Annotated in this window: 1 protein-coding gene; it reads right to left on the bottom strand. The window is 67.2% G+C overall.

All coding sequences use genetic code 11. The features are described 5' to 3' along the window. Positions 1 to 458 precede the first annotated feature (458 nt). Positions 459 to 809 carry a hypothetical protein gene (locus ACWC2T_RS46110; protein ID WP_450676254.1) on the bottom strand — a complete coding sequence of 117 codons (351 nt, stop codon included), beginning with the start codon at positions 807 to 809 and terminating at the stop codon, positions 459 to 461. Positions 810 to 1,132 lie beyond the last annotated feature (323 nt).

Genomic DNA, 1,132 nt, shown 5'->3' with positions numbered 1-1,132 from the left:
TCCGACCAGGCAGCGGCCGAACAAGTGAACCTGAAACCACGTCAACCCGTTCTGACCAGCTAGTCATCCACTCCCGCACGTCGGGGGAACCTCACACCTCCCGTAGGTGACCGCAGCGGGAACCCCGAATGATCAGAGTTGCCCGACATTGACCAGCTCGCGTTCGCCCGTCTTCCGAGTGACGCAGAGTAGCTGGCCTCTGATCAGCAGCAGGCCTGCTCAGTGATCGCCTCGAGGGCGGTGTACACGTGGCCCGAGGACACCCTCGCCAGCGCGGCGAGCTCCGCGCAGAGCACAGCCTGCCCCAGCCCAAGGCGTAGCCATAGGTGTCACCGCCGATGTCGTCGGCCGAGAACAGACCGGAGGCCAGGGTGAGCTGAGCCGCCTCGCAGCAGCACGGCGAGGGCGGCAGGCTGGTGGACCTCTACCACTGGGGCCGGCGCACTTGGCCGTGAGTCTCACTGCGGAGATCCAGTAGTGAAACGGTCGCGGACGACGTACGTGAGTACGTGCGCTGCGTGCGCCACCGACAGGACCAGGCTCAGTACGCCGATGCCGGCTTCTCGGTTCGTCCCCGGCGCCACCAGCCGGCACCCGCCCTCCGCCTCGCCGCGCGCCCGACCCGCGCCGTGCCGGCTCTGGGCAGCCCTGCGCCTTCCTGCCTGATCACGTCGATGAACAGGAATGTCACCCCAGTCGCCGAGAACCGCTTCCTCCAGGTTCCGGGCGGCCACGTCGACGGACTCCACCGGCGCGACATCCTCCGCCGCCCGCAGCGCCTCGTCCCGGCCCAAACCCTCACCAGCCACCAAGCCACCTTCCCAGTCCGTCCGCCCCGGGTTCCCCAACCTGGCTTCAAAAGCGCTTTCAGAGACCGGACGACCACGGCCTGATACCTGAGGACGCCGGGGGCATATGCGGTGTGAAAGCGGGAAACTCGGGGCTCGTACGCTTTCAGGACGCGCGGAGGGAGCAGGGCATGAGCCAGGTCAGAACGAGTCCACCGGATCTTTCGCAACCGGCGCGGGCCATCGGCTCCGGGTGAGGTTCCCCCGACGTGCGGGAGTGGATGACTAGCTGGTCAGAACGGGTTGACGTGGTTTCAGGTTCACTTGTTCGGCCGCTGCCTGGT

The organism is Streptomyces sp. NPDC001393 (assembly GCF_053597455.1).
This window is presented reverse-complemented; position numbering and strand designations above follow the sequence as displayed.